Origin of the sequence: Inquilinus limosus (assembly GCF_051487185.1) — a bacterium.
GTDB lineage: Bacteria > Pseudomonadota > Alphaproteobacteria > DSM-16000 > Inquilinaceae > Inquilinus > Inquilinus limosus_F.
Genome location: NZ_JAHVDK010000011.1, coordinates 157,807 through 184,131, shown reverse-complemented (window position 1 = coordinate 184,131; position 26,325 = coordinate 157,807). Strand labels below are relative to the sequence as shown.

Below are 26,325 nucleotides of genomic sequence, written 5' to 3'. Positions count from 1 at the left end.
TCAACCGTCCCGCCGCATCAGCCACAGGCCGATGGCGCAGCCGAGGAGGCAGAGCGCGAGCATGTAATAGAGGTGCGCCAGCGGATTCAGCGCCAGCAGCGCCGGGATCACCAGCGGCGTCAGGCCGCCGAACACCGCGTAGGCGACGTTGTAGGAAAAGGACAGGCCGCTGAAGCGGACCGCCGCCGGGAAGGCGCGGACCATGACGAAGGGCACGCCACCGACGACGCCGACCAGCAGGCCGACCAGAGCGTAGCTGGGCAGCAGCAGCCCGGGATCGGCGGCGCCCCAGGTGTAGAACAGCCAGGTGCCGAGGCCGAGCAGCAGGCTGCCGAGGGCGAAGAAGCGGCCGGCGCCGATCCGGTCGATGATGGCGCCGGCGGCGATGCAGCCGATCAGCAAGCACAGCGTGGCCAGTGTGTTCGCCTCAAGCGCCAGCGGCAGCGGCACGCCGTTCAGCTTCGCCAGCAGCGCCGGCGTCATCAGGATCACCACCACGATCGCGGCCGCCAGCAGCCAGGTCAGCAGCATCGATACGATCACCGCGCCGGGATGGTCGCGTACCACGACCTTCAGCGGCAGCTCCGCCGCCAGCGACTTGCGGGCCTGCATCTCCCGGAAAACCGGGGTCTCATGCAGCAGCCGGCGCAGATGGACCGAGAGCAGGCCGAAGGCGCCGCCGAGCAGGAAGGGCAGCCGCCAGGCCCAGTCTGAGATCTCGGCCGGGCTGAAGCTGCCGTTGATCACCGTCGCCACCACCGATCCCAGCAGGATGCCGGCGGTCAGCCCTGCGGTCAGCGTGCCGCAGGCATAGCCGATGCGGTTCGCCGGCACGTGCTCGGCCACGAACACCCAGGCGCCGGGGACCTCGCCGCCGATCGCCGCCCCCTGCAGGAGGCGGAGCAGCAGCAGGGCGACCGGCGCCCAGATGCCGATCTGGTCATAGGTCGGCAGCAGCCCCATGCCGAGCGTGGCCGCCGCCATCAGCAGGATGCTGAGTGTGAACATCCGCTTGCGGCCCAGCCGGTCGCCGAAATGCGCCATCACGATCCCGCCCAGCGGCCGCACCAGATAGCCGGCGGCGAAGATTCCGAAGGTCTGGAACTGGCGCAGCCAGTCCGGAATCTCCGCCGGAAAGAACAGCTGCCCGACCGCGGTCGCGAAGTAGATGAAAACCACGAAATCGTAGAACTCCAGCGCGCCGCCGAGCGCGGCCAGGCCGAGGGTACGATAGTCGCCGGCATTGAGGCGCCGCTTCGACGGAAGGTCGGCGGCGATGGCATGGGTCATGTCGGGCTCTGCCGTTCGGTGATCGATTTGTCTTACCAAAGGTGCAAGATCGGGACCGTAGAGCAGAGCGGTCCGGCCGGGCAGCGCTACGCCCGCATGCCGGGGTCCACGAAACCTGTTGCAGCCGTCATCGAACCGTTCTGGCTTCGGACAGCGCCTCATCCGGCTATCATGCCGAAGCCCAACCCGATGGCAGGAGGACCGATCTTGGCCAAGAGAACGGTTGCCGATCTGATCGCCGACATGCTGGCCGATGCAGGGGTCAAGCGGATCTACGGCATCGTCGGCGATTCCCTGAACGGGCTGACCGACAGCCTGCGGCGGAAGAAGACGATCGACTGGATCCGGGTGCGGCACGAGGAGGTCGCCGCCTTCGCCGCCGGGGCCGAGGCCCATCTGACCGGCGAACTCGCGGTCTGCGCCGGCAGCTGCGGGCCGGGCAATCTGCACCTGATCAACGGCCTGTTCGACTGCCACCGCAACCGCGTGCCCGTGCTGGCGATCGCCGCGCATATCCCGAGCTCCGAGATCGGCCGCGGCTATTTCCAGGAGACCCATCCGCAGACCCTGTTCCAGGAATGCAGCCATTACTGCGAGCTGGTCTCCGACCCGGTGCAGCTGCCCGGCGTGCTGGAGATCGCCATGCGTGAAGCGGTGGCCAAGCGCGGCGTCGCCGTTGTCGTCATCCCCGGCGACGTGGCGCTGCAGGAGATCGGCGACCGGCGGCATTCCCTGTTCCTGCTGCCGGCCCCGCCGGTGGTGGTGCCGGCCGAGGCGGAGATCGAGAAGACCGCAACGCTGCTGAACGAGGCGCGCCGGGTGACGCTGTTCTGCGGCCGTGGCTGCGCCGGCGCCCATGCGGCGCTGATGGGCCTGGCCGAGACGCTGAAGGCCCCGATCGTCCACGCCTTCGGCGGCAAGGAGTTCGTCGAATACGACAATCCCTACGACGTCGGCATGACCGGGCTGATCGGCTTCGCCTCCGGCTACTACGCCATGATGAACTGCGACGTGCTGCTGATGCTGGGCACGGATTTCCCCTACCGCCAGTTCTATCCGGCCGACGCCCGTATCATCCAGGTCGACATCCGGGCCGAGAATCTCGGCCGGCGCTGCAGCCTGGAGCTCGGCCTGGTCGGCGACGTGCGCGAGACCATTGCGGCGCTGCTGCCGCGGCTGGAGGTCAAGGAGGACCGCAGCCATCTCGATGCGGCGCTGGAGGACTACGTCAAATCGCGCGAGGGGCTGGACGATCTTGCCACCGGCACGCCGGGCCGGCCGCCGATCCATCCGCAATACCTGACCCGGCTGGTCAGCGAGCTGGCCGACGACGACGCGGTCTTCACCTTCGATGTCGGCACGCCGGCGGTGTGGGCGGCGCGCTATCTCAAAGTCAACGGCAAGCGGCGGATGATCGGCTCGCTCAGCCACGGCTCGATGGCCAACGCCCTGCCCCAGGCGATCGGCGCCCAGGCAGCCTATCCGAAGCGCCAGGTGGTGTCGCTGTCCGGCGACGGTGGCCTGACCATGCTGATGGGCGACCTGATCACGCTGAAGCAGCAGAACCTGCCGGTGAAGGTGGTTGTCTACAACAACGGCGTACTCGGCTTCGTGGCGATGGAGATGAAGGCGTCGGGCTTCCTCGACACCTACACCGACCTGGAGAACCCGAACTTCGCCGCGATGGCGGAGTCGATGGGCATCTACGGCATCCGGGTTGAGGATCCAGGCGAGGTCGAGGAGGCGGTGCGGCGCGGCCTGCACCATGACGGGCCGGTCGTGATCGACGTCGCCACCAACAAGCTGGAGCTGATGATGCCGCCCACCGTCTCGGCCAGCCAGGTCGCCGGCTTCGGCATGTACATGCTGCGCGCCGTGATCAACGGCCGCGGCAGCGAGCTGATCGAGCTGGCGAAGACCAACCTGCGGCGGTAGGCCCGGCGCCGGGTCTCGCTAGTAGAAAACCAATGCCCTTCGTTGTCATGGCGAGCCCCGGAGGGGCGTGGCCATCCAGGGCCGCTCGCACCGGCCTCTGGATCGCCACGTCCCCCCGGCTCAAGGCCGGGGGTCCTCGCGATGACGACAAGGGTGTGGGTTATGATTTGCGCTGATTGATATCAGACTCGCTCCAGCGGCCGGTGCGGTTCCGGCGGCAGCTCGATGCCGATCGGGTCGCCCGGTTGGACGACGCCGTCGGCCAGGACGATGCCCATCACCCCGGCCTTGCGCACCAGGTTGCCGGCGTCGTCCCGGCCCAGGACCAGCTTCAGCAGGCCCTGCCGGAAGCCGTCGATCTGGGCGCAGGGGTTGCGCAAGCCCGTGATCTCGACCACGGCCTCGGCGCCGAGCCGCAGCTTCGTGCCGGTCGGCAGGGCGAGCAGGTCGATGCCGCGGGTGGTGACGTTCTCGCCCAGATCCCCCGGCACCACCGTGAAGCCGGCAGCCGCCAGCTCGTCATGCAGCTCGGCCTGAATCAGATGCACCTGGCGCAGATTGGGCTGGGTCGGGTCGACCGCCACCCGCGACCGGTGCTTCACCGTTTCTCCCATATGGGCGTCGCCCTCGACCCCCAGCCCGGCCAGGAGCCGGATCGAATCGAGCACCGGCTTGCTGAAGCTATGGGTGGCGCTGCGGCCGACCGCGGTCACAAGCCCGTTCATGCCGAAGTCCCTCGCAGCGGATAGCGTCCGGTGACGTGGAAAGGCACGCCCCGACTGTCCTGCTCGAACACCGTGATCGCATCAATCACCAGCGGGTCGCGGCAGACCCGGGCGGTCCGCTCCGCCAGCACGGCGCGGACCCGGTCATGCTCCGCCGCATCGGTCAGGCGGGCGGTCAGGGTCATGTGGAAGCGGAACTCCTCGAACACATAGGGGTAGCCCCAGCGTTCGAGATGCCGGTCCTGTGCCGGGGTCAGCGGCGAACGGCGCCGCCGCTCCAGCTCGGATGCCGTGAGCGGCGCCCGGAGCCGGTCGAAGGCCTCGACACAGGCATCGGCCAGGGCATTGACCGCCGGCGCCGGGGCCGAGGGCACCAGGGCCAGGAAGCCGCCGATCGAGGCGAGCGCCAGCGCCGGGCCGGTCGCCGGGGACCGGCCTGCAGAGAAGGCCTCGACGGCTCGGTGCAGGTCTTCGCCCGATACGCCTTCGGCGAGGGCGAACGGCGCCTTCAGCGTGGCGTGGAAGCCGTAGTGCCGGGGATCGGCGGTGATGTCCCGGAACCGATCGGGATCGATGCCGTCGAGAAGGGGCTGCAACCGCCCCTGCCCCGTCTCCGGGTCGCGGCCCAGCAGCTCCGCCCCCAGCTCCGCCAGGGCCGAGCCCCGGGGTGGCGCGAAATAGATCGCGTAGCGTCGGTTCATATCGTCATCTCAAACATCGGGCAAACAGGTGGTTCGCGTTACCTCTCCCGCCTGGCGGGCGCTTTTCCGATTCCCAACACCGTCATTGCGAGCGCAGCGAAGCAATCCAGGGCCGCTCGCATTGGCCCCTGGATTGCTTCGTCGGCTTCGCCTCCTCGCAATGACGGGTATGGGACGGATGTCTCGAAAAGCTCCCGCAAGCGGGAGAGGCAACGCGGTGGTTCATCGGCTCGACCAGCTCAAGCAACCCGCTTGCCGGCGCGCCACACGCCGCGGATGTGGGGCACGCCATCGATCAGCCGGAAGCGGACGAGGTCGGCCCGCAGCCCCGGCGCGATCGCGCCGCGGTCGTCGAGGCCCGCCGCCTTGGCCGGGTTGGCGCTGACCAGCGCCACCGCCCGTGGCAGGCCCAGCCCGACCGGCGCCTCGGCCAGCAGGCAGACGGCGTGCAGCATGCTGATCGGCACGTAGTCGGAGGCGAGAATGTCGAGCAGCCCGGCCGTCGCCAGCTCCGCCGCGCCGACATTGCCGCTGTGCGAGCCGCCGCGGACCACGTTCGGGGCGCCCATCAGGATCGACAGGCCGTGAGTCCGCGCCGCCTGGGCTGCCCCCGCCGTGGTCGGGAACTCCGAGATCGAGACGCCGAGCGACACCGCCTCGTCGACATGGGCCGGGGTCTCGTCGTCATGGCTGGCCAGGGCCAGGCCGCGGCCAGCGGCGAGCTCGGCGATGGCGAGGCGGTGCCGATGGGCATGCGCCTCCTGCGCCGCCTGCCGCTCCTTCATCAGCACGTCCAGCTCCGCCTCGCTGTAGCGGTGGCGGTTGGCCTGGCGCCATTTCTCGACCTGGGCGTACTGCCGCTGCCCGGGCGTGTGGTCCATGATCGAAAGCAGGCGGACCGACGGGTCCTCGACCAGAACCGACAGGTAGTCGAGCACATGCGGGTCGGCCACCTCGCAGCGCAAATGCAGGAAATGGTCGGCCCGCAGCATGTCCTGCCGGCGCGCCGCCTCCAGCCCGTCGACCATCGGCCGCAGCAGGCTGCCGCGCGGCGAGCCCTTGTGCTCGCTCATCAGCGACAGGCTGTCGAACACCGTGGTGATGCCGGCGGTGGCGACCTGGGCGTCATGCGCCAGCGCCGCCGAGACGCTGTTCCACATCACCCCGGGCCGCGGCGCCACATGGCGCTCGAGATGGTCGGTGTGCAGGTCGATCAGCCCCGGGATCAGATAGTCGCCGTCGAGATCGTCGCCGGCCCCGGATGCTCCCTCCTCCACCGCAACGATGCGGCCGCCTTCGACCCGCAGCGTGCCGGTGACCACGGCATCGGGGGTGACGATCCGGGCATTGGAAAAGATCAGTTCCGTGCTCATGCGGCCGCCTTGTAGAGCGTGACGTCGAAGATCCGGGTCGCCACCCGGTCGCGGACCGCCGTGTCGTGGAAGATCCCGACGATGGCGGCGCCGCGCGATTTGGCCTCCTCGATCAGCTCGATGACCACGCGCCGGTTGTCGGCGTCGAGCGAGGCCGTCGGCTCGTCGAGGAGAAGGATGGGATACTCCATCGCGAAACCGTGCGCGAGATTGACCCGCTGCTGCTCGCCACCGGAGAAGGTGGCAGGCGGCAGGTTCCACAGGGCCTCCGGCAGGTTCAGCCGGGCCAGCAGGGTGCGGGCGCGGCGGTCGGCCTGCGCCTCGGCCACGCCGGAGGCCAGCATCGGCTCCTTGACGATCTCCAGCGTCGGCACGCGCGGGATCACCCGCAGGAACTGGCTGACATAGCCGAGGGTCCGGCGCCGCACCTCCAGGATCCTGCGCGGCGGCGCCGCGGTGATGTCGACGAGCTGGTCGTCGTGACGGATCAGCACCCGCCCGGCCGAGGCCAGGTAGTTGCCGTAGAGGGTGCGCATGAAGGTGCTCTTGCCCGCGCCGGACGGGCCGCCCAGCACCACGCATTCGCCCGGTCCCACGGCGAAGTCGACGCCGTCGAACACCGGCAGCCGCACCCCGCCCTGCCCCATCCCTCCCCTGTTATGCAGCACGAAGGTCTTGGACAGGCCGGAGACTTCGATCATCGCAGTCGTGTTCGGCATGGCTCAGACCTGCAGGACGGAGGAGACGAGGAGCTGGGTGTAGGGGTGCTGCGGGTCGTCCAGCACCTGGTCGGTCAGGCCGGTCTCCACCACCCGTCCATGCCGCATCACCATGAGGCGGTCGGCCAGCAGGCGGGCGACGGCGAGATCGTGGGTGACCAGCACCACGGCGATGCCGAGCCGGCGCACCAGGCCACGCAGCAGGTCGAGCAGCCGGGCCTGGACCGAGACGTCGAGACCGCCGGTCGGCTCGTCCATGAAGACGAGGCGCGGATTGGTGACCAGGTTGCGGGCGATCTGCAGCCGCTGCTGCATGCCGCCGGAATAGGTTGTCGGCCGGTCGTCGATGCGGCCGAGGTCGAGCTCGACCTTGTCCATCCAGTCCTGCGCCTGGCCGCGGATCCGGCCATAGTGCCGGGCGCCGACCGCCATCAGCCGCTCGCCGACATTGGCGCCGGCGCTGACATCCATGCGCAGCCCGTCGCGCGGGTTCTGGTGTACGAAGCCCCAGTCGGTGCGGGCCAGCATCCGCCGCTCCGGCTCCGACAGGGCGTAGATGTCGGTCAGGCCGCGGACACGGGTGTCGAAAGCGACCGTGCCGGAACTGGGCGGCAGCCGGCCGGAGATGCAGTTGAGCAGCGTGGTCTTGCCCGATCCGCTCTCGCCGACGATGCCCAGCACCTCGCCCGGCGACATCTCGAAGGCCACGTCGCGGCAGCCGGTGACGGTGTCGCCGTACAGCTTGGTCAGGCCCTCGACCCGCAGCAGGATGTCGCCGCTCATGCCTCGGCTCCCTTGGGGTCGTGCGCCTGCTCGACCGCGCGATCATAGGCGGCCAGAGCCTCGCCGCTCAGGGCGCCGCGATGGCCGGCCTCGCGCCGGGTGCGGCAGTGATGGCTGTCGGAGCAGACGAACATGTGACCGCCGGCGTCGTCGAGCACGACCTCGTCGAGATAGCTGTCCTCGGCCCCGCACAGGGCGCAGGGCTGGTCCCAATGCTGGATGGTGAAGGGGTGGTCCTCGAAATCCAAGCTGACCACCTGGGTGTAGGGCGGAATGGCGTAGATCCGCTTCTCGCGCCCCGCCCCGAACAGCTGCAGCGCCGGGTTCATGTGCATCTTCGGATTGTCGAATTTCGGGATCGGCGACGGCGCCATCAGGTAGCGGCCGTGCACCATCACCGGATAGTCGTAGGTGGTGGCGATGTGGCCGTAGCGGGCGATGTCCTCGTAGAGGCGGACATGCATCAGCCCGTAATCGGCATAGCCGTGCATCATCCGGGCCTCGGTCTCGCGCGGCTCGAGCCGCCGCAGCGGCTCTGGCTGCGGCACCTGGTAGACCAGGATCTGGCCCTCGGACAGCGGCTGCTCCGGGATGCGGTGGCGGGTCTGGATCACCGTGGCTTCGCCGGTGTCCTCGGTGGTCGCAACCCCGGCGACGCGGGCGAAGAAGCGGCGGATGTTGACGGCGTTGGTGGTGTCGTCGGCGCCCTGATCGATCACCTTCAGCACGTCATCCGGGCCGATGATGCTGGCGGTGACCTGGATGCCGCCCGTGCCCCAGCCATAAGGCACCGGCATCTCGCGGCCGCCGAACGGCACCTGGTAGCCGGGAATCGCCACTGCCTTCAGCAGCGCCCGGCGGATCATCCGCTTGGTCTGCTCGTCGAGATAGGCGAAGTTGTAGCCGGGATCCCTGGTCACGGCGATTCCCACGTCAGACATCGGCTCTCCCCCTCACCCGAAATCGCTGCGCGATTTCGACCTCTCCCCAAGGAGAGGTGAAACAGCGCTCACCTCCATTCCCCTCTCCTCGGGGAGAGGGAGGGGCCCAGCCCGCCAGGGCTGGGAGGGTGAGGGGGTGGCCCCGCCCTGCCCTCTTCGTCACGATACCGGCGCTCATTCCGCCGCCTCCTTCCGGGTCGCCGCCTCGTCCGTCTCGCGGGCACGGCGCTCATGCTCCGCCCGCAGCCGGCGGATCAGTTCCAGCTCGGCCTGGAAGTCGACGTAATGCGGCAGCTTGAGATGCTGCACGAAGCCCGAGGCCTCGACATTGTCGCTGTGCGCCAGCACGAACTCCTCATCCTGCGCCGGGTAGCGCGCCGCCTCGCCCAGCTCGCGGGCCCTGAGCGCCCGGTCGACCAGCGACATCGCCATGGCCTTGCGCTCGCAATGGCCGAAGGCCAGGCCGTAGCCGCGGGTGAATTGCGGCGGTGCGGTCTTCGACCCGGCGAACTGGTTCACCATCTGGCATTCGGTGACGGTGATCTCGCCGATCTCGATCGGAAAGCCCAGCTCCTCCGGCACGATCTCGACCGCCACCTCGCCCAGCCGGATCTCGCCGGCGAAGGGATGGTTGCCGCCATAGCCGCGCTGCACCGAATAGCCGAGTGCCAGCAGGAAGCCCTCGTCTCCGCGCGCCAGATTCTGCAGCCGCTGGTCGCGGTCGGCCGGCAGGGTCAGCGGATCGCGGGTCAGGTCGACCGGCTCATGTCCCTCCGGCGCCTCGGCCTCGCGCTCGATCAGCTCCTCGCGGTTGAGGATGTCGACCACCCGCGGCACCGGTCCGTCCGGCCCTGCCTCACCCTCCGGCGCCGCCGGCGGCTCGCCCGCCGCAGCCAGGGCGAAGTCGATCAGGCGGTGCGTGTAGTCGTAGGTCGGCCCCAGGATCTGGCCGCCCGGAATGTCCTTGTAGGTGGCGGAGATGCGCCGCCGCACCGTCATCGCGGCGGTGTCGATCGGCTCCGACACCGCAAAGCGTGGCAGCGTGGTGCGGTAGGCGCGCAGGAGGAAGATCGCCTCGACCAGGTCGCCCTGCGCCTGCTTGATCGCCAGCGCCGCGAGGTCGCGGTCGTAGAGCGAGCCCTCGGCCATCACCCGGTCGACGGCGAGGCCGAGCTGCTCGCGGATCTGGTCCGGCGCGATCTCCGGCACCGCCGGGTCGCCGCGACGGGTCTCCGCCAGCAGCCTCTGGGCGTTTTCGATCGCGCGCTCGCCTCCTTTGACGGCGACATACATCGGATCAGCCCTCCCAGCGGGTGGTGCGCGGCAGGCCCAGCATCCGGTCGCCGCAGGTCAGCAGAAGGTCGACGCCGAGCGGATAGGCGGCGCCGTTGGCCGCCCAGTCCTCACGGAACCAGCCAGGCAGTCCGGTGATGCGGGCCGGCTCGGCCATCTTGATACCGGGGCCGGTGAACCGTCCGGATTCGGGGCCGTCCAGCGCCGGCACCTCGACCACCAGCGTGGCCGAGCGGTCGGGATAGCGGTCCTCGCCCAGCGACAGGCCGCCGAGGCGCGGCAGGAACGCGCTATCGGCCACGAAGAGGAAGGCGGCCGCCGCCGGATCGGAGACGACCGGGGCGCCGGTGTGGAAGCGCAGGAAGCTCTGCACCGCCGGGGTCGACAGCGCCGGATCGAGCCAGACCGGCGTGTCGAGATCGACCAGCGTCAAGGCGACAGCGGCCATGGCGGGGCCGAGCGGTTCGGGCGCCGTGACCGGCTCCGGGCAGGCGACCGACCGGCCCGGCCGGGCCAGGGCGTCGAGCACCGCGCGGAACACCGACTGGCTGCCGAGCACCGGGTCGGCGAAGCCGGGCAGCAGCGCTGTGGAATCGAGGAGCAGGCTCATCGCGGGTTCTCTCCGCGCACCATGGTGAAGAAGTCGACCCGTGTCGCCGCCGCCTTGCGCCGGGCCGCGTCGCGTCGCTCCGCCTGCGCCCGGCGCAGCGGCGCGATCAGCCCGGCCTCGATGGCATCGTGCCGGTCGGTCTGCAGCAGAGCGTCAGCCCGGGCGGCGATCTCGGCATGGCGCCGGTCGCGGCCGGCGACATAGGCGAAGCCCAGAACGTCGCTGCCGTCCAGGCCGCCTCCTTGGAGTTTGACGACGCAGCGCGTCACCGTCATCTCGCCGAGGGCGAAGGGCATGCCGTCGCCGCCGGCGCGGCCGCGCACCATCACCATGCCGGTCTCGGCCGGCCGCAACGTGGTGAAGCCGTCCTCGCCCCCGAGATCCGCCCACAGGCGTTGCAGCATCCGGGGATCTGCCTTGGCCAGCACGGCCATCCAGCCCCGCCGCCGTTCGGTTTCATCGATCATAGGCTGATAGACCTATTGCCTAATCATCTAGTCATCCGTATGTTTAGATCATGGGCCGGATTTGGCGACAGCCGCAAGTCGGGAAGGATGAAATTTGCGTGACAGAGCAGCCATGAGCCCGCGCACCTCTCTGACCCGCGGCGCCGGCGTCGCGCTGTGGCGCCAGATCAGCGCGACGCTGGAGCAGGAGATCCGCGACGGCGAGCATCCGGCCGGAGCCCGGCTGCCGACCGAGGCAGAGCTGTCGGAGCGGTTCGGCGTCAACCGCCACACCGTGCGGCGGGCGATGGCGGAACTGGAGGAACAGGGCCTGGTCGACGTCACCCAGGGGCGTGGCACCTTCGTCCATCTCGGCGCCATCGCCTATCTGGTCGGCCGGCGAACCCGCTTTCATGAGAATATGCGCCGGGAGAACCGGGATGCGCGGGTGGAACTGCTGGATTCGGCCATCGAGCCGGCGCCGGCCGCGGTCGCGCGCGAGCTGGAGATCCCGCCCGGCACCGATGTGATCCGCCTGGACACGCGGTCGCATGCCGACGGGCTGCCGCTCAGCCTCGCCAGCCACTATTTCCCGGCGGCGCGGTTCCCGGGGCTGGCCGATGTCTTCCGCGAGACCGGCTCGGTGACGGCCAGCTTCGCCCGCTACGGCGTGACCGACTACACCCGCCGTCGCACCCGGGTCTCGGCCCGGCTGCCGGATGCGCGGGAGCAGCGCCTGCTCGAGATCACGCGCACCCGGCCGGTGATGGCGACCGAGGCGGTCAATGTCGATGCCGAGGGCCGGCCGGTCGAGTACGGCCTGTCCAGCTTCGCCAGCGACCGGATTCAGCTGGTGTTCGAGAGCTGACGAAAAGCGGAAGCCGGGCGGGAGGCGCCCTCCCGGCCCGGCTCTTCCATCCCGGGAGCGGCAATGCCGCTCCGAAAATCCCCGGCCGTCTCTGGGACGGACATGCGACGGCCGGGTCAGGTCCTGGGGGACCGGCGGAACGCCGGCCCGATCGGAGAGCCTAGTTGGCGCTGGCCAAACGGCCGCTGTGGCTGGTCGCACGCTCCGGCTCGGCCGCCAGCGCCGAGGCGTTGCGCGCATGGTGGCGCTGCAGCATCGGCCGCAGCACCGCCACCGCCATGAAGGCGGCGAACAGATCCATGGCCGCGACGGTGTACAGCACCGAGGACCAGGTGCCGGTCGCCTCCATCAGCAGGTTGCCGATCGGCACCAGCAGCGCAGCGACGCCTTTGGCGCAGTACAGCACGCCGTAGATCTTGCCGAGATGCTTGGTGCCGAAGGTGTCGCCCGCGGTGGCGCTGAACAGCGAGTAGACCTCGCCCCAGGCCAGGAAGACCACGCCCGACAGGATCAGGAAGGCCCAGGGATCATGGCCGAAGGTGCCGAGCGCGACGATGCCCAGGCCCTCCATGGTGAAGGCGATGCACATCGTCTTCTCGCGCCCGATATGGTCGGACACCCAGCCGAAGAACGGCCGCGAGATGCCATTCATGATGCGGTCCAGCATCAGGGCGAAAGGCAGTGCCGCCATGGTGAAGAAGAACAGGTTCACCGGCATGTCCTTGACGCCGAGGTCCTTGGCGATGACGCCGAGCTGGGCCACTGCCATCAGCCCGCCGGTGACGGTACAGATGAACATGCCGAGCATGACGTAGAACACCGGCGTGCGCAGCGCCTCGCCCAGGGTGTAGTCGCGCCGCACCTGAGCGACCTTGGTGGAGAGCGTCACCTCATCCTTGCCCGGCGCGCGCAGGAACCAGGCGGCGGCGAAGATGATGCCGCCCTGGACCAGGCCGAACCAGAAGAAGGCCGCCTGGTAGCCCGAGCCGGCGATCACGTTGGCGATCGGGATGATGGTCAGGGCCGATCCAGCGCCATAGCCGCCGGCGGTCAGGCCCACGGCCAGGCCGCGCCGGTCCGGGAACCATTTCAACGCGGCATTAACGCAGGTGGCGTAGACGCAGCCGACGCCGATGCCGCCGATCGCAGCGCCGATATAGAAGCCAGCCAGCGAGGTGGCATAGGAGTTCACGATCCAGGACAGGCCGGTCATGACGCCGCCGACCAGCACCAGCGCACGGGGGCCGTACTTGTCGATGAAGTAGCCCTCGATCGGGGTCAGCCAGGTCTGGACGATGACGAAGATGGTGAAGGCGGTCTGGATGGAGGCGCGGCTCCAGCCGTAGGTCTCCTGGATCTCCGGCACGAACAGCGTCCAGGCGTACTGGATATTCGCGGCGGCGACCATGCAGACGATGCCGGCGATCAGCTGGATCCAGCGATTCGTCGGGGCTCTCCCCGTCCCCGCGGTCGCATTGGAAATCGCACTCATGGCGATGGCTCTCCCAGTGTCTCGTTGCACTCGTTCGGCCGGTCGTTGGGTGCCGGCGGTTCATTGGCCTCCTGGTCTACGACGATGCCTGCGGAATCGGACCGGCCGTCCGGGGTCTCCGGAGACCGACCCTGCCTGATCCCGAGCCGTCGGGCAGAGCCTGCAAAGGCGTAGGGCGCTGAGCGCCAATCGAGTCATGGAGGAAGGCAGGCGCTGAGCGCCGCTTGGCATCGAAGCCGGGCCGACATGCCGCGTCGCCCGGATGCGCGATCGGCGACGGCGCGGGCCGACAATCTCCTCTCAACCGTCGGCGGGTCTGCCCGCGACCAGTCATGATCGGCAGGATTCCAACTGGTATACAAAATGTAATATGTCTGAACCTGCTTCCCTGCGCAACAGGTTTGCAATCAGGCCTGAGAGAGTGACGCGCTCTGCGCGAATCCGGCCGGGGCGCCCTTGCCCGTGGCCAGGGCTTCCGCCATGCCGCGGGCGATCTCGCGCTCGCCCATGATCACCGCGTCGGCGCCGAGGCCGATGAGGTGCTCGACCTCGGCGTCGGAATGCGCCCGGGCGATGATGGCGATGCCGGGATTGGCGGCCCGGGCCTGGGCGACGATCTGGCCGGCCTCGAAGGCGTTGGGGACGGCGACGGCGAGCTGCCGGGCGCCCGGCAGGTTGGCCAGCCCAAGGACTTCCGGCACCGCGGCGTTGCCGATGATGGTCTCGATCCCCGCCTCGCGCAGCCGCGTGATCGGCTGGTCGGCATCCTCGATCACCAGGAACGGCCGGCCGGCGGCCTGCAGCGCTGCGCCGATCAGGCTGCCGACGCGGCCATAGCCGACCAGCACGACGTGATCCGAGAGCGCGGTCGGCACCGCCGGCTCCTCCAGCGTGGCCGGCTCGGCCGGGGGCGGCGCCTCGGCGGCCGGGCCGGGTTCCACCACCGCCGGTGCCTCCTCGGCCGCAGGGGCCGGCGCCGGACGCTCGAGCAGCGGCCGCAGCCGGCCGAAGGCGTTGAACACGACAGGGTTGAGCAGGATCGACAGGATCGCGCCGCCCAGGATCAGGTCCCGCCCCGCCTCCGGCAGCAGGCCGAGCTTCACGCCGAGCTCGGCCAGGATGAAGGAGAATTCGCCAATCTGCGCCAGGCTGGCGGAGATCAGCAGCGCCGTCGGCACCGGATGGCGGAAGGCGCGGACGATGACGAAGGCCGCGACCGACTTGCCGATGACGATGATGAAGACCACCGCCAGCATCGGCAGCGGGTCGCGCCACAGGCTGGTCGGGTCGAACAGCATGCCGACCGAGACGAAGAACAGCACCGCGAAGGCGTCGCGCAGCGGCAGCGTCTCCTGCGCCGCGGCGTGGCTCAGCTCGGACTCGCTCAGCACCATGCCGGCGAAGAAGGCACCGAGCGCCAGAGACACGCCGAACAGCTTGGCCGAGCCGAAGGCGACGCCGAGCGCGATCGCCAGCACCGCCAGGCGGAACAGCTCGCGCGATCCGGTGTGCGCCACATAGTGCAGCAGCCAGGGGATCACCCGGCGGCCAACGATCAGCATCAGCGCGACGAAGGCGGCGACCTTGACCAAGGTCAGCGCCAGGATGCCGCCGACGCCCAGGTCGAGGCCGAGGGAGACGGCGAGCGGATCCGAACCGACATCAATGCCGCCATTCACCAGCCCGGCCAGCGCCGGCAGCAGGACCAGCGCCAGCACCATCGCCAGATCCTCGACGATCAGCCAGCCGACGGCGATGCGGCCGCGCTCGGTCTCCACCAACCGGCGCTCCTGCAGCGCCCGCAGCAGCACGACGGTCGAGGCGACCGACAAAGCGAGGCCGAAGACCAGCCCGCCGGCCACGGTCCAGCCGAGGGCCAGGGCCAGGCCGAGGCCGAGCGCGGTGGCGAAGCCGATCTGCACCACGGCGCCCGGTACCGCGATCGCCCGCACCGACAGCAGGTCCTTCAATGAGAAATGCAGCCCGACGCCGAACATCAGCAGGATGACGCCGATCTCCGCCAGCTCCGGCGCCAGGGCCTGATCGGCGACGAAGCCCGGCGTGTGCGGGCCGACCAGGATGCCGGCCAGCAGATAGCCGACCAGCGGCGGCGCCTTCAGCCGGTTGGCGATGGCACCGAAGATGAAGGCGAGGCCGAGGCCGGCGACGATGGTGGCGATCAGGGGGGTGTCGTGCGGCATGGATGCGCCTCGGCCTCCGGAAGCAGAGATGGTCGGGGATGCATCGGCCGGGCCGACACGGCCTCCATCATTTATGATCGAAGGCGCCGATCACAACCTTTGATATGCGGTGTCACGAGGTTTTCTCCGGCTTGGAAGCTGATGGCGGCGTCGGCGATAATCCGAGGTGGCGTTTCGTGAAGCACCGGGAGTCCCATGCCCCAGCATATCGGCATCGTCGGCTGCTCCGCCGAAGGCGCGGCGCTCTGCTACCGGACCATCTGCACGGAGGGCGCGCGGCTGCTCGGCCCGCACGCCCATCCCGAGGTGTCGATGCACACCCCGTCCCTCGCCGACTACGTCGCCTGCCTCGAGCGCGGCGACCGGTCGGGCGTGGCGCGGCTGATGCTCGCCTCGGCCGAGAAGCTGGCGCGGATCGGCGCCGATTTCCTGATCTGCCCCGACAACACCATCCACCAGGCCATGCCCGAGGTGCTGCCGCACTCGCCCCTGCCCTGGCTGCATATCGCCGAGGTGGTGGCGGAGGAGGCCGTCGCCCGCGGCTTCCGGCGGCTTGGCCTGACCGGCACGCGCTGGCTGGTCGACAGCGAGGTCTATCCGGAGAAGCTGGCGGTGCGCGGGCTGGAGGTTCTGCGCCCGACGCCCGCCGAGCGCGAGGAGGCCAACCGCGTCATCATGGACGAGCTGGTCTACGGCAGGTTCACGCCCGAAGGCGTCGCCTGCTTCCAGCGGGTGATCGGGCGGATGAAGGACGAGGGCTGCGACGCCGTCATCCTCGGCTGCACCGAGATCCCGCTGATCATCGACGATGCGAACTCGCCGCTGCCGACGCTCGATTCGACCCGGCTTCTGGCCCAGGCGGCGCTGCGCCGGGCGGTCGCGGCCGAGCGCGGCTGATCGCCGGCCCGAGGGCGGACCGGCTTGCCAGACCGGCGCCGGGCGACGATTGTAGCGCGGTTCCGAATCCGGTCCGCCTTCCGCGCTTGCCGGACTCCCGCCGATCGACGATCCGACACACGCCGCCATCGCGACGGCCGCGCCCTTTCGGAGGATGACGATGAAATACCTGCACACCATGGTCCGCGTGACCGACCTGGAGCAGTCGCTGCACTTCTACCGCGACCTGCTGGGCCTGAAGGAGACCCGCCGGACCGAGAACGAGAAGGGCCGCTACACGCTGGTCTTCCTCGCCCCGCCGGGGCAGGAGGACGCGCCGATCGAGCTGACCTACAACTGGGACCCCGAGGTCTACACCGGCGGCCGCAACTTCGGCCACCTGGCCTATGAGGTCGATGACATCTACGACTTCTGCGACAAGCTGCAGAAGGCGGGCGTCACCATCAACCGGCCGCCGCGCGACGGCCGCATGGCCTTCGTCCGCTCGCCCGACAACATCTCGATCGAGCTGCTGCAGAAGGGCGAGGCGAAGGCGCCGGCAGAGCCCTGGGCGTCGATGCCGAACACCGGCGCCTGGTAAGTCCGGGTCGGATGATTCGGAGGAGGCGAATGAGACGCGCGGCACCGCTTCGCATGGCCGTCCTCGCGGCACTGTTGTCGGGCTGCGTGGAGCAGGCCGCCTCCTCCCCCTCCCCCGCCACGGCGGAGGCGCCGCAGCGCTGGAAGGCACTGCTGGTCGCCGCCGACGACGCCGAGCCGGTGTTCGACAACGGGGTCGACGCGCTGCGGGGCAAGCTGCTGTCCTTCGGGGTGGCGGCGGGCGATATCGCCGTGCTGAAGGCCGACGCCCGGCGGCCGGATTCGGTTGCGACCAAGGCGAATGTCGATGCCGGGATCGCCGGTCTGGCCGGCCCCGCCGACACGGGCTGTTTCGTCTACATCACCTCGCATGGCGCCGAGGGCTACGGCCTGTTCGTCGCCGCCGAGGATGCGGTGATCCCGCCGGCCTACCTGGCGCAGGCCCTGGACCGCGCCTGCGCCGGCCGCCCGACCGTCCTGGTCACCTCCGGCTGCTACTCCGGCATCTATACCGACACGCCGGCGCTGACGACGCCGGACCGTATCGTCCTGACCGCGGCCCGCGCCGACCGGCCGTCCTTCGGCTGCGGCGCCGACGACCGCTACACCTATTACGACCGGTGCTTCCTCGACTCGCTGCGGCGCGGCGCCGCCTGGACCGCGATCGCGGCCGAGGTCTCCGGCTGCGTCGCCCGGCGCGAACGGGCGGAGGACTTCCCGGCGTCGGAGCCGCAATCCGCCTTCGGCCGCGATGTCGCCGGGCTGACGGCGTTCTGAGGTCTCGGCGCGATCCCCCTCACCCTCCCATTCGCTGCCGCGAATGGGCCCCTCCCTCTCCCCGAGGAGAGGGGAATATCAGCTAGCGCCCCCTTCACCTCTCCTTGGGGAGAGGTCGAAATCGCGCAGCGATTTCGGGTGAGGGGGCGGCGTCGGCCCATCCATCCTGAGACCAGCTTGAAGCTACGCCCTCACCGGCCGCCGCATGAACAGGCGCGGGATGATGTCGATGCCCCTGGCCGCGATCATGTCGCGGATCGCGCCGAGGCCGGGGCCGAGCTCCTCGTCCGGCATCGGCACGAAACCGAGCCGGGCGTAGTAGGGCGCGTTCCAGGGCACGTCGCGGAAGGTCGACAGGGTCAGCTCCGGCAGCCCCCGGTCGCCGGCGACGGCCTCGATCCGGTCGATCAGCGCCGCCCCCAGGCCGCGCCGGGCATGGTCGGGATGAACGTCGAGCTCCTCGATATGCAGCGTGCCGTCGACCTCGCCGAACAGGGCGAAGGCGACCGGCCGGTCGACGGCGTCGACCGTGACCAGCAGCCGCCCTTCCCGCGCCCGCAGCAGCACCTCCTGCCGCTCCGCCGGCTCAAGCGCCGCGATCTGCGGCAGGCCGATGCCGCGGAACTGCGACGCCGCCGCGACCTCGATGGCGCGGACCGTCTCGACCTCGTCCGGGCGGCCCGGACGGATCCGGTAGGATGCCTTCGCTCCCGTCATGCGCTCAGCTCGGCCCGCGGCTTGCCCTCCACGGCCTCGCCTGCATAGGTGCCGGCGGCCAGGGCCAAATGGCGGTGCAGCAGCGCCGCCGCCCATTCGATCTCGCCGGCCTCGAGCGCGTCGAGGATCGCCAGATGCTCGCGGCACGATTGTTCGACCCGGCTCTGCGGCAGCTGCACGAAATCGGCGTATTCCTGCATCCGGCGCAGGGCGTTCTGCTGTCGCACCGCCTGCAGGAAGAAGCGGTTGCCGGAGGAGGCAGCCAGCATCTCGTGGAAGGCGGTGTTGACCCGGAACCATTCGTCCGTGCCGACGCCGCCGGCGGCGCGGGCCAGGATGTCCTCATGCGCCCGGCGCAGCTGCTGCACCCGCTCGCGGTCGACGCGGAAGCCCGGCTGCCGCAGCGCGGCGCATTCCACCACCATGCGGAACTGGTAGCTCTCGGCCACCGCCTCGTCGGTCTCCAGCGAGTCGACGAAGCGCCAGCCATGGCCGCGCTGGCGCTGCACCAGCCCCTCGGCTGCGAAGCGCATCAGCACCTTGCGGATCACGCCGCGCGAGGCGCCGTAGCGCGGGATCAGCTCCGCCTCCGACACCTCCTGCGGCAAGCGGCCATTGGCGCGGTCGGTCATGATCGCGACGTAGACCTCCTCGCCCTCCGAGCGCGGGATCAGCTTGGCGATCTCGTCGCCCTCCGGCCGGCGCAGCACGACGAAGCCGCGGCCGGACGCCGCCTCCAGCACGCCGCGCGCGACCAGCAGGTCGAGCGCACCGCGGATCGGCGAGCGCGACACGCCGAGCGCCCGGGCCAACGCCTGTTCCGACACGCGCGTGCCAGGCGGCCAGCCCTCGTCGCGCATGCGCTCGACGATCTGCCGGGCCAGTTCCAATTGCAGCGGGCTCGCCCGCTCCGCCGCTTCCACCGCTGCCGTCACGCCGTGCTCCACGCTTTCACACCCTCATGATAGCCATCGCGCGGCGCGGGAAAAGCACGCGCAACGGGCACGTAAAATTCTTTCGACTTCACAGCATGCCTGAAAAATGTGTTTTTCGTCTCCACAAAGCACATTACGGTGTGACCATCCGATGACAATGGGTCGCCGATCATGACGCCTTTTCCCTTCGTCGACATCCACGGCACGCCGCGCGAGCGCGGCCGGCAATACGGCGCCGCCGCGGCCGACCGCACGCGCAAGAGCGTCGAGGTCTATGCCCGGCAGCTGCGCGATCTCGGCTACGACTGGGCGCAGATCCGCGGCTTCGTCGCCGACTTCGTGCCGAAGATGGAGGCGTTCGCGCCGGAGCTGATCGAGGAGATGCGCGGCATCGCCGAGGGGGTGGAGCTGGAGTTCGAGGCGGTGGCGCTGATCAACTGCCGCACCGAGGTGATGCAGTTGGCGCACCGGCGGAAGGGCCTGGTCGAGGACGATCCCGACGGCTGCACCGGCGCCGTGATCCTGGGGTCGGCCAGCGCCGACGGCCAGCTGATCCATGGCCAGAACTGGGACTGGCGGGCGGAATGCGCCGAGACCGCGATCGTGCTGCGGGTGCGGCGTGAGGACGGGCCGGATGTGCTGACCTTCACCGAGGCCGGCGGCCTGGCCCGCAACGGGCTGAACTCGGTCGGCACCGCGATCACCGCCAACTATCTGGAATCCGACCGCGACTACAAGCTGGGGGTCGGCGTGCCGCTGCCGCTGATCCGGCGCAAGGCGTTGGAGCAGGAGCATTTCGCCCTGTCGATGCGGATCGTGGCGGTGACGCCGAAATCCGCCTCGAACAACATGATCCTGAGCAACGCCGGCGGCTTCGCCATCGACTTCGAATGCGCGCCGGACGAGACCTTCCCCCTCTATCCGGAAGACGGGCTGCTGGTGCACGCCAACCACTGGCGCAGCCCGGTCGCGCTGTCGAAGCTGAAGGAGGCCGGGATCCCGAGCTCGCCCGAGAGCTACTACCGCGACTGGCGGGTGCAGCAGCACCTCGGGGCCAAGCGCGGCCAGCTGACCGCCGAGGACATGAAGGCCGCCTTCTTCGACGATTTCGGCACGCCCTATGCCGTGTGCCGGCCGCCGCGCCCGTCGCAGCGGAACAACCTGTCGGCCACGGTCGCGATGGTGATCATGCGCCCGGCAGAGGGCGTCATGGAGGTGGCGCCCCTGCCGGCGCTGAACCGGACCTTCACCACCTACTCGCTCGACCTGACCCGCCGGACCAAGAACGCGGCCTGAACCGCCCGGCCCTTCGCATCGCCTCAACACAGGGAGGCCCTGATGACCAGACTGTCCCTTCTTGCGCTCACGGCGGCGCTCGCCACGACCATTCCGGCCTGGGCGGCGCCGCCGTCCGACACCATCCGCGTGGCGCTGAATGGCGACCTGCGCAGCACCGACCCTGGCACCAAGCGCGACGACAACACCGATGCGGTGATCCTGCATGTCGTCGAGGGCCTGGTCGCCTATCGCGAGGACGCCACGGTCGGGCCGATGCTGGCCGACAGCGTCGCCGTCTCCGACGACGGCAAGACCTACACCTTCACGCTGCGCGACGGGGTGAAGTTCCAGAACGGCGCACCCATGACCTCGGCCGAGGTGGTGTGGAGCTGGAAGCGCTGGCTCGACCCCAAGACCGAGTGGCGCTGCCTGCCGGAGTTCGACGGCCGCGGCCGGATGAAGATCGAGGCGGTCGAGGTGCCGGACCCGAAGACGGTGGTGTTCCGCCTGAACGCGCCGAGCGCCCTGTTCCTGACCACCATGGCCCGGACCGACTGCGCCGAGGGCGCGATCCTGCACCCGGATTCGGTCGGCCCGGACGGCAAATGGATCGCCCCGATCGGCACCGGCCCGTACCGGCTGGAGAAGTGGGAGCCCGGCCAGTACGTCACCCTGAAGCGCTTCGACGGCTACGCCTCGCGCGGCGGCGACCGCGACGGCTACACCGGCGGCAAGCAGGCGCTGGCCGAGACCGTGCGCTTCAACATCATCGGCGACCCGGCGGCGGCGAAGACCGCGCTGCTGTCCGGTGACATCGATCTGGTGCCGGATGTCAGCGTCGCCGACAAGGCCGAGATCGACGGCCAGAAGGGCGTGCACACCGAGCTGGCGCAGACCCTGTCGATGAGTGCGATCCTGTTCCAGACCCGCGACCCCCTGCTGAAGGATGTGCGCATCCGCCGGGCGCTGGCCATGGCGATCGACAACTCGCAGATCGCCCAGGCGACGACGATGGGCACCGCACCGCCCAACCCCTCGGTGGTCCCGACCGCCAGCCCCTACCACACCGAGGTGGAGGAGCAGGGCTACAGCCGGGACATGGAGGAGGCGAAGCGCCTGCTGGCCGAGGCCGGCTACCACGGCCAGCCGATCAAGATGCTGGTCAACCGCAAATACCAGAGCGTCTACGACACCGCGATCCTCGCCCAGGCCCTGGCGCAGCAGGCCGGCATCAACATCGAGCTGGAGGTGCTGGACTGGGGCGCCCAGCTGGACCGCTACACCTCCGGCGACTACCAGACCATGTCGTTCAGCTATTCCGCCCGGATGGACCCGGCGCTGAGCTACGAGATGATCTCCGGCCCCAAGGACAAGCAGCCGCGCAAGGTGTGGGAGAACCCGGAGGCGCTGAAGCTGATCCAGGAGGCCATGGTGATCGGCGACCCGGAGCAGCGCCAGGCGATCTTCGACAAGCTGCATCAGATGCAGATCGCCGACGTGCCGCTGATCGTCACCTACAATGGCGCGGAGATCGCCGCGATCTCCGACCGGCTCGAAGGCTACAAGCCTTGGGTGGCGTCGAAGCCGCGGCTGTGGAACGTGGCGATCAAGAACTGAACCGACCCGGTCGAGGGAGGCTGCGATGATTCGCTTCCTGCTGCAGCGCCTGGGCATGGCGGTGCCGACGCTGCTGATCGTCGCCGTCACCGTCTTCGCCCTGATCCGCCTGATCCCGGGCGACCCGGTGACGCTGATGCTGGGCGACATGGCGGACCCGTCCGCCATCGCCGATCTGCGCCGGTCGCTCGGGCTCGACCAGCCGATCCCGGTGCAGTTTCTGTACTGGCTCGGCAATGTGCTGTCGGGTGACTTCGGCCGATCGATCAGCACCGGCCAGGCGGTACTGCCGTTGATCCTGGATCGCTTCTCGGTCAGCGCCACCATCGTGCTGGTCGCGGTGGCCCTGGCCAGCCTGGTGGCGGTGCCGGCCGGCATGGTCGCGGCCTGGCGGCAGGACAGCCCGCTGGACCTCGCCGTCATCTCCGGCGCCACGCTGCTGCTGTCGATCCCGAGCTTCTGGCTGGGCCTGCTGATGCTGCTGCTGTTCGGCCTCAAGCTGCAGTGGCTGCCGGTGATCGGCTACGTCCCCTTCGCCGAGGATGCCGGCGCCGCGCTGCTCTACATGATCATGCCGGTGGCGACGCTGGTACTGGTCGAGACCGGCGTCGTCGCCCGCATGGCGCGGGCCAGCACGATCGAGGTGATGCGGCTGGAATACATCACCCATGCCCGGGCCAAGGGCCTGTCGGAGGGGGCGGTGCTGTGGCGCCACGCCTTCCGCAACGCCTTCGCCCCGACCTGGACCCTGATCGGCCTGATCCTGGGCAACCTGCTGGGCGGCATCGCCGTGGTCGAGACGGTGTTCACCATCCCCGGCCTCGGCCGCCTCTTGGTCGATTCGATCTATGCCCGCGACTATCCGGTGGTGCAGGGCTGCCTGCTGTTCGTCGCCGGCATCTATGTCGTGGTCAACCTTGTCGTCGACCTCCTCTACCCCCTGTTCGATCCGCGGGTGACGGCATGAGCGCACAGGCTGACTCCCCCTCCTCTATCGCCGCCCCACGGCCGCGCATCCGCGCCAATGCGGCGATCGGCGGGCTGATCATCGGAACGCTCGTGGTGACCGCGCTGGTCAGCGCGGTGTGGACGCCCTACGACCCGCTGAAGATCGACATCCTGTCGCGGTTCAAGCCGCCTTCGGCCGCGCATTGGCTGGGCACCGACGAGTTCGGCCGCGACGTGCTGAGCCGGGCGATGAGCGGCGCCGGCACCAGCAGCTGGATCAGCCTCCTGACCGTCGCCACCGCGGTGACCGGCGGCACGCTGATCGGGGTATTGACCGGCTATCTGCGCGGCTGGGTCGACCGCGTGATCATGATGTTCAATGACGCCCTTCTGGCCTTCCCCGGCATCCTCTTGGCGCTCGGCATCATGGCGATCCTCGGCGCCAACAAATACGGCATCATCCTGGCCCTCGGCCTGGCCTACATGCCCTCGGTGGTGCGGGTGGTGCGCGGCACGGTGCTGTCGGTGCGCAGCCGCGAATTCGTCGAGGCGTCGCAGCTGATGGGCAATTCCGAGCTGTACACCATGGCCCGGCACGTGCTGCCGAACTGCATCGCGCCGCTGACCGTGCTGGCCACCAGCATGTTCGGCTGGGTGCTGCTGTCGGAGAGCGCGCTCAGCTTCCTCGGCCTTGGCGTGCCGCCGCCGGCCGCCACCTGGGGCAACATGCTGGCCGCCAGCCGGCCCTATATCGGCACGGCGCCCTGGCTCGGCATCTTCCCCGGCCTGTGCATCTCCCTGACCCTGCTCGGCATCAACCTGTTCGGCGACGCGATCCGCGACCGCCTCGACCCGAGGATGCAGCGATGACCCCTCTCCTCTCGGTCGAGCACCTCACCATCCGCGCCGGCGAGGGCGGCCCGGTGGTGGTCGACGATCTCAGCTTCGCGCTGCCGGCCGGCGAGATGCTGGCGCTGGTTGGCGAATCCGGCAGCGGCAAGACCATGGCGGCGCGCGCCGTGCTGGACCTGCTGCCGCCGCCGATGCAGCGGATCGGCGGGTCGATCCGCTTCGATGGCCAGGACCTGGCGGGGCTGCCGCCCCGCGCCTTGCGGAAGATCCGCGGCGCCCGCATCGGCATGGTGTTCCAGGAGCCGATGGTGTCGCTGAACCCGTCGATGGCCATCGGCCGGCAGATGGCGGAGGCGCTGAAGCTGCATCTGCGCCTGGACGATGCCGAGGTCCGGCGCCGGAGTCTCGCGATGCTGGAGCGGATCCGCATCGCTGATCCGGAGCGATGCCTGGCCGCCTACCCGCACGAGTTCTCGGGCGGCATGCGGCAGCGGATCATGCTGGCCTCGGTGATGCTGACGAAGCCGGCCCTGCTGATCGCCGACGAGCCGACCACGGCCTTGGACACGCTGGTCGCGCGCGAGGTGCTGGACCTGATGGTCGAGCTGACGCGCGAGAACGGCACCGCGGTGCTGATGATCAGCCACGACCTGGCGATGGTGGCGCGCTACGCCCGCCACGTCGTGGTGCTGCAGCACGGCCGCGCCGTCGACGGCGGCCCGACCGAGCAGGTGCTGCTCAGCCCGCGCGACGATTACACCCGCAAGCTGCTGGACGCGCTGCCCAAGCGCGGCCCCGCCCGGCCGGTGGCCGACCAAGGCGAGCCGCTGATCGCGGTCGAGGACGTGACCATCGACCATGCCGGCCGGCAGCGCCTGTTCTCGCGCACCCCGCCGAAGCGGGCGGTGGACGGGGTCAGCCTGGCGATCCATCCGGGCGAGACGGTGGCCCTCGTCGGCGGCAGCGGCAGCGGCAAGACCACGCTGGGCCGCGCCATCGTCGGCCTGCTGAGGCCCAGCCACGGCCGCATCCTGTTCCGCGGTCGGGACGTGCATGGCGACCACCGGGACGCCGCGGCGCGGGACCACCGGCTGAACTGCCAGATGATCTTCCAGGATCCCTATTCGTCGCTCGACCCCAGGATGCGTGTCGGTCCGATCGTGGCCGAGCCGCTGCGGCTGGTGCCGGAGATGACCGCCCGGCAGAAGGCCGAGCGGCTGGCCGAGACGCTGATCGATGTCGGCCTGTCGCCCGATCATGCCCGACGCTATCCGCACCAGCTGTCGGGCGGACAGCGCCAGCGCGTGGCGATCGCCCGGGCGATCATCCGCCGCCCGGCCTTCGTCATCGCCGACGAGCCGGTCTCGGCGCTCGACATGACGGTGCAGAAGCAGATCCTGGAGCTGTTCCGGGCGCTGCAGGACCGCTACGGCTTCGCCTGCCTGTTCGTGTCGCACGATTTGGGCGCGGTCGAACAGGTGGCGGACCGGGTGGCGGTGATGCAGGCCGGCAAGATCGTCGAGGCGGGGCCGCGCGACGCGGTGTTCGACCGGCCGCAGCACGACTACACCCGCGAGCTGCTGGCGGCGGCCCCGGCCCTGCACCGGCTGGACGGCGGCGGCTTCGAGCTGAAGGGCCGGCGCATCGCGGCGGCGTGAGACGAGCTACCCCGCGATCACCCTGAGGTCGTGGCGCATGATCGGGCGGGCCGGCGCGCGGCGGGCGACCTCCGTGAAGCCGGCGCGCAGGAAGGTCGAGGCCGTGCCGGTGAAGATGTTCCGCGTGCTGCCCGGCACGCCGGTGTCGACCGGATAGGCTTCGAGAGCCGGCGCGCCCGCCCGCTTCGCCGCCGGCAGCGCCGCGGCGACGAGCTGCGCCATGACGTTCTGCCGGCGGCAGCCCCGGCGCACATAGAAGCAGGAGATCGACCAGACCGGCAGATCATCCACCCGCCGAAACCACCAAGTGCGTTCGAGCCACCGCAGCTCGTCGCGCGGCCCGAGCTGGCACCAGCCCACCGCCCGGTCGCCATCGAAGGCGAGCAGGCCGGGTGGCGGGCCGTGCTCGACGATCTCGCGCAACGCCGCCCGGTTCTGCTCGCGCGGCCGCCGGCAATAGGCGCGGCCGATCCGCCAATGCATGCACCAGCAGCCGTTGCTGGCGCCGAACGGACCGAACAGATCCTCCAGCGCCGGCCACAGATCGGGCGTCACCGGAAGAATTGTCAGCGTCACGACACTGTCCTCCCGATCATGTCCCTGCCCGCAGCCTGACAGCCCCGCCGCGCCGGAGGCCAGGCTCGGCGGCGAGCCGCGTGCGGAACGATATTGACGGAACGGCTTTGCCCC

At 69.8% G+C, this 26,325-nt stretch carries 25 protein-coding genes; 10 read left to right on the top strand and 15 right to left on the bottom strand.

Translation table 11 applies throughout. The features are described 5' to 3' along the window. On the bottom strand, positions 1 to 1,290 hold the full coding sequence (locus tag KXR53_RS14925) for an MFS transporter (RefSeq protein ID WP_437375984.1): 1,290 nt from the start codon (positions 1,288 to 1,290) through the stop codon (positions 1 to 3). A gap of 207 nt (positions 1,291 to 1,497) precedes the next feature. On the opposite strand from KXR53_RS14925, the gene poxB reads away from it, so the two are divergent. Next, entirely contained in the window at positions 1,498 to 3,225 is a 1,728-nt protein-coding gene (gene poxB / locus KXR53_RS14920; protein ID WP_437375983.1) for a ubiquinone-dependent pyruvate dehydrogenase, read from the top strand. 182 nt (positions 3,226 to 3,407) lie between these two features. Here poxB and KXR53_RS14915 read toward each other — a convergent pair whose 3' ends face one another. From KXR53_RS14915 to phnG, 9 genes are all read right to left on the bottom strand, one after another. Beyond that, positions 3,408 to 3,950, bottom strand: coding sequence for an MOSC domain-containing protein (locus tag KXR53_RS14915; RefSeq protein WP_437375981.1), 543 nt, complete (start codon positions 3,948 to 3,950; stop codon positions 3,408 to 3,410). Next, a complete protein-coding gene (locus KXR53_RS14910) occupies positions 3,947 to 4,651 on the bottom strand; it encodes a DUF1045 domain-containing protein (protein WP_437375980.1) in 705 nt (234 codons plus the stop codon). The genes KXR53_RS14915 and KXR53_RS14910 overlap by 4 nt, the downstream gene beginning before the upstream one ends. A gap of 239 nt (positions 4,652 to 4,890) precedes the next feature. Next, the gene (locus tag KXR53_RS14905; protein ID WP_437375979.1) at positions 4,891 to 6,024 is read right to left on the bottom strand and encodes an alpha-D-ribose 1-methylphosphonate 5-triphosphate diphosphatase; all 1,134 of its coding nucleotides are present in this window, start codon (positions 6,022 to 6,024) and stop codon (positions 4,891 to 4,893) included. After that, on the bottom strand, positions 6,021 to 6,743 hold the full coding sequence (gene phnL / locus KXR53_RS14900) for a phosphonate C-P lyase system protein PhnL (protein ID WP_437375977.1): 723 nt from the start codon (positions 6,741 to 6,743) through the stop codon (positions 6,021 to 6,023). Before phnL ends, KXR53_RS14905 begins: the two co-directional genes overlap by 4 nt. A gap of 3 nt (positions 6,744 to 6,746) precedes the next feature. Further along, positions 6,747 to 7,526: a phosphonate C-P lyase system protein PhnK gene (phnK, locus tag KXR53_RS14895; RefSeq protein WP_437375975.1), complete on the bottom strand. Its 780-nt coding sequence runs from the start codon at positions 7,524 to 7,526 to the stop codon at positions 6,747 to 6,749. Continuing rightward, a complete protein-coding gene (locus KXR53_RS14890) occupies positions 7,523 to 8,467 on the bottom strand; it encodes an alpha-D-ribose 1-methylphosphonate 5-phosphate C-P-lyase PhnJ (protein ID WP_437375973.1) in 945 nt (314 codons plus the stop codon). Before KXR53_RS14890 ends, phnK begins: the two co-directional genes overlap by 4 nt. A gap of 174 nt (positions 8,468 to 8,641) precedes the next feature. Beyond that, positions 8,642 to 9,760, bottom strand: coding sequence for a carbon-phosphorus lyase complex subunit PhnI (locus KXR53_RS14885; RefSeq protein WP_437375972.1), 1,119 nt, complete (start codon positions 9,758 to 9,760; stop codon positions 8,642 to 8,644). Between the two features lie 4 nt (positions 9,761 to 9,764). Beyond that, positions 9,765 to 10,370 carry a phosphonate C-P lyase system protein PhnH gene (gene phnH, locus KXR53_RS14880; protein WP_437375971.1) on the bottom strand — a complete coding sequence of 202 codons (606 nt, stop codon included), beginning with the start codon at positions 10,368 to 10,370 and terminating at the stop codon, positions 9,765 to 9,767. Next, complete coding sequence (phnG, locus tag KXR53_RS14875) at positions 10,367 to 10,837, bottom strand: phosphonate C-P lyase system protein PhnG (protein ID WP_437375970.1); 471 nt, start codon at positions 10,835 to 10,837, stop codon at positions 10,367 to 10,369. The genes phnH and phnG overlap by 4 nt, the downstream gene beginning before the upstream one ends. Positions 10,838 to 10,949: 112 nt before the next feature. Between phnG and phnF the strand changes: the two genes are divergently transcribed. Then, positions 10,950 to 11,684: a phosphonate metabolism transcriptional regulator PhnF gene (gene phnF, locus KXR53_RS14870; RefSeq protein ID WP_437375969.1), complete on the top strand. Its 735-nt coding sequence runs from the start codon at positions 10,950 to 10,952 to the stop codon at positions 11,682 to 11,684. A 160-nt stretch (positions 11,685 to 11,844) separates the two neighbouring features. On the opposite strand, the gene oxlT is transcribed toward phnF, so the two are convergent. Both oxlT and ybaL read right to left on the bottom strand, forming a co-directional pair. Beyond that, entirely contained in the window at positions 11,845 to 13,176 is a 1,332-nt protein-coding gene (oxlT, locus tag KXR53_RS14865; RefSeq protein WP_437375968.1) for an oxalate/formate MFS antiporter, read from the bottom strand. 407 nt (positions 13,177 to 13,583) lie between these two features. Next, on the bottom strand, positions 13,584 to 15,377 hold the full coding sequence (ybaL, locus tag KXR53_RS14860; protein ID WP_437375967.1) for a YbaL family putative K(+) efflux transporter: 1,794 nt from the start codon (positions 15,375 to 15,377) through the stop codon (positions 13,584 to 13,586). A 195-nt stretch (positions 15,378 to 15,572) separates the two neighbouring features. Between ybaL and KXR53_RS14855 the strand changes: the two genes are divergently transcribed. The 3 genes from KXR53_RS14855 (at position 15,573) to KXR53_RS14845 (ending at position 17,630) form a co-directional block, all read left to right on the top strand. Next, complete coding sequence (locus tag KXR53_RS14855; protein WP_437375966.1) at positions 15,573 to 16,274, top strand: aspartate/glutamate racemase family protein; 702 nt, start codon at positions 15,573 to 15,575, stop codon at positions 16,272 to 16,274. Positions 16,275 to 16,434: 160 nt separating this feature from the next. Continuing rightward, a complete protein-coding gene (locus tag KXR53_RS14850) occupies positions 16,435 to 16,854 on the top strand; it encodes a VOC family protein (RefSeq protein WP_437375964.1) in 420 nt (139 codons plus the stop codon). A gap of 29 nt (positions 16,855 to 16,883) precedes the next feature. Then, complete coding sequence (locus KXR53_RS14845; protein WP_437375963.1) at positions 16,884 to 17,630, top strand: C13 family peptidase; 747 nt, start codon at positions 16,884 to 16,886, stop codon at positions 17,628 to 17,630. A 183-nt stretch (positions 17,631 to 17,813) separates the two neighbouring features. On the opposite strand, the gene KXR53_RS14840 is transcribed toward KXR53_RS14845, so the two are convergent. Then, positions 17,814 to 18,347 carry a GNAT family N-acetyltransferase gene (locus tag KXR53_RS14840; protein ID WP_437375961.1) on the bottom strand — a complete coding sequence of 178 codons (534 nt, stop codon included), beginning with the start codon at positions 18,345 to 18,347 and terminating at the stop codon, positions 17,814 to 17,816. Continuing rightward, positions 18,344 to 19,282, bottom strand: coding sequence for a GntR family transcriptional regulator (locus KXR53_RS14835; protein ID WP_437375959.1), 939 nt, complete (start codon positions 19,280 to 19,282; stop codon positions 18,344 to 18,346). The genes KXR53_RS14840 and KXR53_RS14835 overlap by 4 nt, the downstream gene beginning before the upstream one ends. Before the next feature lie 171 nt (positions 19,283 to 19,453). Here KXR53_RS14835 and KXR53_RS14830 point away from each other — a divergent pair, with 171 nt between their 5' ends. From KXR53_RS14830 to KXR53_RS14810, 5 genes are read left to right on the top strand one after another with little or no spacing between them, the layout of a single operon-like run. After that, on the top strand, positions 19,454 to 20,578 hold the full coding sequence (locus tag KXR53_RS14830) for a C45 family autoproteolytic acyltransferase/hydolase (protein WP_437375958.1): 1,125 nt from the start codon (positions 19,454 to 19,456) through the stop codon (positions 20,576 to 20,578). Positions 20,579 to 20,620: 42 nt separating this feature from the next. After that, on the top strand, positions 20,621 to 22,177 hold the full coding sequence (locus tag KXR53_RS14825; RefSeq protein WP_437375957.1) for an ABC transporter substrate-binding protein: 1,557 nt from the start codon (positions 20,621 to 20,623) through the stop codon (positions 22,175 to 22,177). Between the two features lie 25 nt (positions 22,178 to 22,202). Further along, positions 22,203 to 23,144: an ABC transporter permease gene (locus KXR53_RS14820; protein ID WP_437375955.1), complete on the top strand. Its 942-nt coding sequence runs from the start codon at positions 22,203 to 22,205 to the stop codon at positions 23,142 to 23,144. Further along, positions 23,141 to 23,995, top strand: coding sequence for an ABC transporter permease (locus tag KXR53_RS14815; RefSeq protein WP_437375953.1), 855 nt, complete (start codon positions 23,141 to 23,143; stop codon positions 23,993 to 23,995). Before KXR53_RS14820 ends, KXR53_RS14815 begins: the two co-directional genes overlap by 4 nt. After that, positions 23,992 to 25,635 carry an ABC transporter ATP-binding protein gene (locus KXR53_RS14810; RefSeq protein WP_437375951.1) on the top strand — a complete coding sequence of 548 codons (1,644 nt, stop codon included), beginning with the start codon at positions 23,992 to 23,994 and terminating at the stop codon, positions 25,633 to 25,635. The genes KXR53_RS14815 and KXR53_RS14810 overlap by 4 nt, the downstream gene beginning before the upstream one ends. A gap of 6 nt (positions 25,636 to 25,641) precedes the next feature. Here the strand turns inward: KXR53_RS14810 and KXR53_RS14805 are convergent, their stop codons facing one another. Further along, positions 25,642 to 26,211, bottom strand: a complete 570-nt coding sequence (locus KXR53_RS14805) for a GNAT family N-acetyltransferase (RefSeq protein ID WP_437375950.1) — start codon at positions 26,209 to 26,211, stop codon at positions 25,642 to 25,644. Between the last annotated feature and the right edge of the window lie 114 nt (positions 26,212 to 26,325).